Genomic DNA, 7,459 nt, shown 5'->3' with positions numbered 1-7,459 from the left:
CGGCGGGGTTTTTTGTTGGTTCAGAGAGAGCGGGCCATCCTCGCCCTTCGAGGCTTCGCACCTCAGGGTGAGGATGGAGCAGGCTCGTCGCCATGGCAACGAAGAGGCGACGAAGAAATGAGCCCGTAGCGGCTGGGCGCAAAGGTCAGCCCTCATGCTGAGGAGGCCCCAGGCCGTCTCGAAGCACGAGGGCGGGTGGTTGACCACCCGACCAAAATCACCGCGGCGGCGTGCCGTTGTCGGCAAGGACATCGCCGACCAGATAAAGCGAGCCGCCGATCAGGATGCGCGGCGGAGGCGAATTCGGCACGGCCGCACCCTTGATCGCATCCAGCGCCTCGACGACGCTGGACATGGGTTCGGCTATGAGACCGGCATCATAAGCGGCATTGGCGAGAATGACCGGATCGACCATGGCTTCGCTGCCGCGGATCGGCACGCAATAGACTTTTTCAACGAGACCGGCAAACGCCTTGAAATAGCCGATCGGATCCTTGGTATTGATCATGCCTGTGATCAGGAACAAGGGCCGCGGTTGGCGCTCCTCGAAATTGGCCATGGCTTCCGCGATGACTTCGCCGGCGCCGGGATTGTGGCCGCCATCGACCCAGATTTCCGAACGCTCGGGGGCATGTGGCAGCAGTTCGCCTTCTGTCAGTCGCTGCAGGCGCCCCGGCCATTCGACCGAGGTCATCGCCTTTTCCATCATCGCTTCGGTGACGACGAAGCCCGCGGCCTTGACGGCGCGGATGGCGGCGGCGGCATTGCCATATTGGTGACGGCCCGGCAGGCGCGGCAGCGGCAGGTCGGCAAGGCCGAACTCATCCTGATAGACCAGCTTGCCATATTCCTCATGCGCGGAAAAATCCTGGCCGAAGACGGCGGTCGGACAACGAAGCCGTTCGGCCGTCGAGATCAGCACGTCGAGTGCTGCATCATAGTCCTGATGGCCTATGACGACGGGATGGCCCGGCTTCATGATGCCGGCCTTTTCCGCTGCGATCAGTTCGACGCGGTCGCCGAGATAGGGCTGGTGATCCAGCGAAATCGGCATGATGACCGAAACAGCCGGATCGGAGAGAACATTGGTGGCGTCGAAACGACCGCCAAGGCCAACCTCGATGACGGCAACATCGGCCGGATGCTCGGCAAAGAGGAGAAAGGTCGCGGCCGTCAGAATTTCGAAGACGGTGATCTTCTGCCCGTCATTGGCCTCGGCGATGCGCTTGAGCGCATCGGCAAATACGGCATCGTCGACGAGCTTGCCGCGGCCGCCCTTGACGCCGATGCGATAGCGCTCGTGCCAGTTGACGAGATGCGGCGAGGTATGGACATGCACGCTATAGCCGCCGGCTTCGAGCAGTGCGCGGCAGAAGGCTGTGACGGAGCCCTTGCCGTTGGTGCCGGCGACATGGATCACCGGCGGCAATTTCTGATGAGGATTGCCGAGGGCGTCGAGCAGCCGGGTTATTCTCTCCAGAGAAAGATCGAAGCCCTTGGGGTGCAGCCCCATGAGCTTCTCGATCTCGCGTGCTGCCTCGCTCATTGCGGACTGATCCATAGACGTCATCCCGCACCTCCGCCCGTCGGCCATCGATGATGTCAGGCGCTCGCTGCTATTGCCAGTGCCGCGCCATTCTTGTTCTTGACCGATACGTCGTTTGCCGGCGCCTTGGTCAGGATCTTCAGAAGCGTCGCCAAAGTGTCGGGAATGTCGTGACGCTTGACGACCATATCCACCATGCCGTGCTCCAGCAGATATTCCGAGGTCTGGAAGCCCTCGGGAAGCTTTTCGCGCAATGTCTGCTCGATCACGCGCTTGCCGGCAAAGCCGATTTCGGCGCCAGGTTCGGCAAGGTGAATGTCTCCCAGCATAGCGTAGGAGGCCGTGACGCCGCCGGTCGTCGGGTTCGTCAGAACCACGACGTAGGGCTGGCCAGCTTCCTTCAGCATGTCGACGGCGACCGTCGTGCGCGGCAGCTGCATCAGCGACAGGATACCCTCCTGCATGCGGGCGCCGCCCGAAGCCGGGAACATCACAACAGGGCATTTTTCGGCGATCGCACGCTCGAAAGCCTTCACGATGGCTTCGCCGGCCGCCATGCCGAGCGAACCGCCGATGAAGTTGAACTCATGGACGATGGCGACGAGCTTCAGGCCGCGAACTTTGCCGACGCCGGAGAGGATCGTATCCTCCTGCTCGGTCTTCAAGCGGCTGTCCTTCAGGCGGTCGGTATATTTCTTCGAATCCCGGAACTTCAGCGGATCCTGCGCGACCTTCGGCTGCGGCAGGGCTTCGTATTCGCCGTTGTCGAAGAGATCGGCAAGGCGAGCCTTGGCCGGCATCTTCATGTGGAAACCGGAAGCAGGGATGACCCACTTGTTGTCTTCCAGATCCTTGTGGAAGACCATTTCGCCCGTTTCCGGGCACTTGATCCAGAGATTCTCCGGAACCTCGCGACGGCCCAGCATGGAATTGATCCGCGGGCGGACGTAGTTCGTGATCCAGTTCAATTCGAAACTCCTAATCGACCGAATTAATCGATATCCTAGTCGTCACCAAATGCCCATAGGCTTTTCCCCTCAATCCGCAGGGGATTTGATGAGAGGCCTATATGGGAAAACTATTCGGCGGCAACAAGGCGGGCGGAACGTGTTCCCGTCGACAGGCCGCGCACCAGGGTGGCGACGGCCTGGATGGTGTCTGCTGTTGCCTCACCATCCTTGGTGAGGCTGGTGGCGATCTGGTTGACGATCGCGGTACCGACGACGACGCCATCGGCGGACGCGCCGATCAGCTTGGCGTGTTCGGCAGTCTTGACGCCGAAGCCGACGCAGACCGGCAGCTCGGTGTGCTGCTTGATGCGCTCGACGGCGCCCGAGACCAGCGACGGGTCGGGCAATGCCGAACCGGTGATGCCGTTCATCGAGACGTAATAGACGAAGCCCGTCGTGTTCTTCAGAACCGTCGGCAGGCGCTTGTCATCGGTGGTCGGCGTTGCCAGGCGGATGAAGTTGATGCCCTTGCGGATCGCCGGAATACAAAGCTCATCATCCATTTCCGGCGGCAGGTCGACGACGATCAGGCCGTCGATCCCAGCTGCAAGTGCATCGTCCAGGAACTTTTCGACGCCATAAATATAGATCGGATTGTAATAGCCCATCATCACGATCGGCGTATCGGTATCGACCTTGCGGAAATCGGCGGCGAGCTGCAGCGTCTTCTTCAGCGTCTGGCCGGCCTTTAGGGCGCGCTGGCCGGCAAGCTGGATCGCCGGGCCGTCGGCCATAGGATCGGAAAAGGGCATGCCAAGCTCGATGACGTCGGCGCCGGCTTCCGGCAGCGCCTTCATGATGCCGAGCGAGGTCTCGTAATCGGGATCGCCGCCCATGAAATAGGTGACGAGTGCCGGGCGGCCTTCAGCCTTCAAAGCGGCGAAGCGTTTGTCCATACGTGCGGTCATGGCGTCTAACTCACATTCCCAGAATCTTGCCGACGGTGAAGATGTCCTTGTCACCACGGCCGGAGAGGTTCATCAGGATGATCTCGTCCTTGCCCATCTTCGGGGCACGCTTGATCACCTCGGCGAGCGCATGGCTCGGCTCGAGTGCCGGGATGATACCTTCGAGACGCGTCAGCGTCTGGAAGGCTTCGAGTGCCTCGTGATCCATGATCGGCACATATTCGGCGCGACCGATATCGTTCAGCCAGGAATGCTCTGGGCCGATGCCGGGGTAATCGAGGCCGGCCGAGATGGAATGGCCTTCCTTGATCTGGCCGTCGCCGTCCTGCAGCAGATAGGTGCGATTGCCATGCAGCACGCCGGGCGAACCGGCGGTGATCGAGGCGCAATGCTCATCACCCTGCAGACCCTTGCCACCGGCTTCGACGCCGACGATCTTGACGCCCTCATCATCGAGGAAGGGATGGAAGATGCCGATCGCATTCGAGCCGCCGCCGACGGCCGCAACGACGAGGTCCGGCAGTCGGCCTTCAGCTTCCAGAATCTGCGCGCGGGCTTCGGTGCCGATCACAGCCTGGAAATCGCGGACCATTTCCGGATAGGGATGCGGGCCGGCAGCCGTACCGATCAGATAGTAGGTGTCTTCGACATTGGTGACCCAATCACGAAGGGCTTCGTTCATGGCGTCCTTGAGCGTGCCGCTGCCGGCTGTCACCGGAATGACCTCGGCGCCCAAGAGCTTCATGCGGAAGACGTTCGGCGCCTGACGCTCGACATCGGTCGCGCCCATGTAGACGACGCAGGGCAGGCCGAAGCGGGCGGCAACCGTTGCCGACGCCACGCCATGCTGGCCGGCACCGGTTTCGGCGATGATGCGGGTCTTGCCCATGCGCTTGGCGAGCAGGATCTGGCCGATACAGTTGTTGATCTTGTGCGAACCGGTATGGTTCAGCTCTTCGCGCTTGAAGTAGATCTTCGCGCCGCCAAGCTCCGCCGTCAGGCGCTCGGCAAAGTAAAGCGGGCTCGGCCGGCCGATATAATGCGTGCCGAGAGACTTCAGCTCCGCCTGAAAAGCCGGATCGTCCTTCGCCTTCGCCCATTCCTCCTGCAGATCCAGGATCAGCGGCATGAGCGTTTCGGCAACGAAACGGCCGCCATAAATGCCGAAACGGCCGTCCTCATCGGGGCCGGAGCGGAAGGAATTGGGTTTAGGCGTCTGGTTCACTTTCTACTCCCTGCTGCCGGTTCCGGCACGCATGCTTCTGCAAAAGCGTCGAAAAACTGGTCGATCTTGCCTAGATCCTTCACGCCCGGCGAACTCTCGAGGGCAGAGGAAAGATCGATGCCGCTGGCCTTGGTGGAAGCCAGCGCCTCGGCGACATTGTCCTTGTTGACGCCGCCTGAGAGCATGTAATCCACCCGATCGTCGAGCCAGCTCATCAGGCTCCAATCGAAGGATACGCCGTTTCCGCCCGGCAGCACAGAGCCGGCCGGCGGCTTGGCATCGAAGAGGAAGCGGTCAGCTATGCCGATATAGGATTCCACCCGCTTCAGATCATCGGCATCGCGCACCGACATGGCCTTCATGACCGGCACGTTGTGGACCGCCTTGATGGTCAGCACGCGCTCCGGGCTTTCATTGCCATGAAGCTGCAGCATATCGGGCTTCACCAGCGCCATGATCTCATCGAGATCGTCATTGGTGGGATCGACCGTGACGGCAACGACTTTCGCCCTGCCGCGGGCACGCTCGGCGAGCGCGCCGGCGAGATCCGGCTCGATATAGCGCGGGCTTTTTTCAAAGAAGATAAAGCCGATATGGGTAGCGCCGCGCTCAAGAGCACGATCCACCGCTTCCGGCGTCTTCAGACCACAAATTTTGATATCGGGGTTCATGGCAGCGGAGTGACACGAAATTTCGAAAGAGTCGAGCCTAAAGGCGACGTTGGCGGGATTTTTGCGTGGCTCCAAGGCCATCGTATATGAAATAGAAAAGGCCCCTCACCCAGCCCTCTCCCCGTTTTGACGGGGAGAGGGGGCAATCTCGTCAAGCCCCTTCTACCCGCGTGCAGGGAGAAGGTGGACTCGAACAGTTGAGCGAAGCGAACTGTGAGAGGACGGATGAGGGGCCAACCTGGCTATATGCGATTGCCTTGCGCGCCTCTATGCATTCAATCAAAATCGATCGCATGCAGCTGGCTGCCGTGGCGTTTCAACCAGGCTTTGGCCTCGTCCATGTCGGGGCAGAGTTTGCGGCAGAGCGCCCAGAAGCGGGGGCCATGGTTCATTTCGCGCAAATGCGCGACCTCATGGGCGGCGAGGTAATCGATGACCAAGGGCGGCGCCATGACGATGCGCCAGGAGAAGCTCAAGTTCCCTTGCGAGGAGCAGGAGCCCCAGCGGCTGCGGGTATCCTTCATGGTGATGGATGCGACGCTGGCGCGGACGGCCTTGGCGTGGATAGCCACAAGCTTTTCCAGATCGGCGCGCGCCTCCTTCTTCAGGAAGGTGGCGATGCGGCGGCCGGCATGTTCCGGCAGGCCGCTGACGCGCAGCACCGGAACGCCCTCGACGACGATGGCTTCGGTAAGACCGCGCAGGGTGCCGGTATGCTCGATCCGGTGACGCACGCCGCGCAGCAGGATTTCGCTGCCGCTGCGCAGACTGCTGTCGACCGAGAATTTCGCAAGCTTGGTCAGAAGCCAGCCCTGATGCCGGTCGAGGAAAGCGTTGACCTCGCGTGCCGCCAAACCACGTGGAATGGTCATCTTCAGCGACCGCCCGCCGGGCTCGATCCGGAGCGTGATGCGGGTCGCGCGCTCGTGCTGACGGATCGTCAGCGGCATCAGCCGGCCGGCGACATCGAGCGTACGCGTTTCCGGCGCAGCCAACTTGGCTTGCGGTTTGCGGGATCTGGAGAGCAGCGGAAACATAAGGCAGTTTTATATGATTCGCCAAAGCGCGTCGCAATCTTTCAGATTCGCTCCGTGCGCTTTGGTCTTTGATTTACGCATGTCGTTATCGCAAAACCGCTGCGCACTTTTACGCGACTTGCTTTGCGATTTCTGGCAAAGAAAAACCGGCATCGAGCGATGCCGGCTTTGACCTCGTGACGGAGCTTCCGTCACGGCGTCTGGAATTCGGTCGGCGAGCCGCCATTGTCATTGCGCTTGACGTTGTTGCGCTCGCGCATGAAACGGTCGAACTCTTCCTGATCCTTGGCACGACGTAGTTCGCGGGCGTAGGAGTCGAACTCGGCGCGCATCTCGTCCAGCTTGCGGCGTTCCTGTTCGAGGCGCTCGAGCTCTGCCCGGCGCCAGTCGTCGAAGGCGACGTTGCCGGTGGAGGAATAGGAGTGGCGATGACGATTGCGATAACGTCCGCAGCCAGCAAACATGCCGTCGGTCCTTTCGTTTACATCCCGTTTGAATTCCCGCAAACGTTCTCCGAAGAGAATATAGGCGAGCATGGCAAAGCCAAGCGGCCAGAAGACCACGAAGCCAAGCACCATCAGGGCAATAGTAGCCGGAGTCCAATCCGGTCGAAGCAATGCAGATTGGTTCATTGTCAGGTATCCTCGCACGGCGCATCGCCCCTCGACCGTTACCGGTCATTGGTCAGGCTTCTGCGCGGTTTTTAAAGCTCTACCTGCATCTCAGCGCGTTCCAAGGACGCGCGGCGCGGTAAACGGCCCGATCTTTGCGGTACCGCTGGAATCGAGATGGTAACCTCTTCGTGAGGCTTCAATGGGATCGCGAGGCTGAATCGGACAAGTGTTTGAATCCGCCCGGATAATTCAACAAAAGCTAATAGTTTGCACAGCAAAAGCGGTTCGGGCGCCGACAATGCTCCGGGACGGATTTATCCCATTGATTTTACTTGTTCTCTTAGAGCGGGATGCCGAAAAGTGTGCGCGGTTTTCGGGCGACATCCCGCTATAGCTTTTTGAGTTAGAAACGGATTCAGATTTCAGGTCGAACAGACCTGAAATCATC

At 60.5% G+C, this 7,459-nt stretch carries 7 protein-coding genes; all 7 read right to left on the bottom strand.

From position 1 onward, the window contains the following. Nucleotides 1–217: 217 nt before the first annotated feature. A complete protein-coding gene (locus AC13RM_RS12550; protein WP_488555121.1) occupies nucleotides 218–1,570 on the bottom strand; it encodes a bifunctional folylpolyglutamate synthase/dihydrofolate synthase in 1,353 nt (450 codons plus the stop codon). A gap of 32 nt (nucleotides 1,571–1,602) precedes the next feature. Beyond that, nucleotides 1,603–2,514, bottom strand: a complete 912-nt coding sequence (accD, locus tag AC13RM_RS12545) for an acetyl-CoA carboxylase, carboxyltransferase subunit beta (protein WP_015338192.1) — start codon at nucleotides 2,512–2,514, stop codon at nucleotides 1,603–1,605. A gap of 110 nt (nucleotides 2,515–2,624) precedes the next feature. Continuing rightward, nucleotides 2,625–3,464 (bottom strand): tryptophan synthase subunit alpha, encoded by an 840-nt coding sequence (trpA, locus tag AC13RM_RS12540; RefSeq protein WP_113232988.1) that lies wholly within the window; start codon nucleotides 3,462–3,464, stop codon nucleotides 2,625–2,627. 10 nt (nucleotides 3,465–3,474) lie between these two features. Continuing rightward, nucleotides 3,475–4,689: a tryptophan synthase subunit beta gene (trpB, locus tag AC13RM_RS12535; RefSeq protein ID WP_113232987.1), complete on the bottom strand. Its 1,215-nt coding sequence runs from the start codon at nucleotides 4,687–4,689 to the stop codon at nucleotides 3,475–3,477. Next, nucleotides 4,686–5,360, bottom strand: a complete 675-nt coding sequence (locus AC13RM_RS12530; protein ID WP_113232986.1) for a phosphoribosylanthranilate isomerase — start codon at nucleotides 5,358–5,360, stop codon at nucleotides 4,686–4,688. Before AC13RM_RS12530 ends, trpB begins: the two co-directional genes overlap by 4 nt. 275 nt (nucleotides 5,361–5,635) lie before the next feature. Then, nucleotides 5,636–6,397 carry a YgjP family zinc-dependent metalloprotease gene (locus AC13RM_RS12525; protein WP_113232985.1) on the bottom strand — a complete coding sequence of 254 codons (762 nt, stop codon included), beginning with the start codon at nucleotides 6,395–6,397 and terminating at the stop codon, nucleotides 5,636–5,638. A 191-nt stretch (nucleotides 6,398–6,588) separates the two neighbouring features. Then, nucleotides 6,589–7,029: a DUF2852 domain-containing protein gene (locus AC13RM_RS12520; RefSeq protein WP_167078379.1), complete on the bottom strand. Its 441-nt coding sequence runs from the start codon at nucleotides 7,027–7,029 to the stop codon at nucleotides 6,589–6,591. Between the last annotated feature and the right edge of the window lie 430 nt (nucleotides 7,030–7,459).

This window comes from Martinezella sp. CNPSo 3732 (assembly GCF_057784515.1).
This window is presented reverse-complemented; position numbering and strand designations above follow the sequence as displayed.

Excerpts from the sequence above, each read along its gene's own strand:
- AC13RM_RS12530 (WP_113232986.1), bottom strand. The coding sequence starts at position 5,360 with ATGAACCCCGATATCAAAATTTGTGGTCTGAAGACGCCGGAAGCGGTG.
- AC13RM_RS12525 (WP_113232985.1), bottom strand. The coding sequence starts at position 6,397 with ATGTTTCCGCTGCTCTCCAGATCCCGCAAACCGCAAGCCAAGTTGGCT.
- AC13RM_RS12520 (WP_167078379.1), bottom strand. The coding sequence starts at position 7,029 with ATGAACCAATCTGCATTGCTTCGACCGGATTGGACTCCGGCTACTATT.
- AC13RM_RS12550 (WP_488555121.1), bottom strand. The coding sequence starts at position 1,570 with ATGACGTCTATGGATCAGTCCGCAATGAGCGAGGCAGCACGCGAGATC.
- trpA (WP_113232988.1), bottom strand. The coding sequence starts at position 3,464 with ATGACCGCACGTATGGACAAACGCTTCGCCGCTTTGAAGGCTGAAGGC.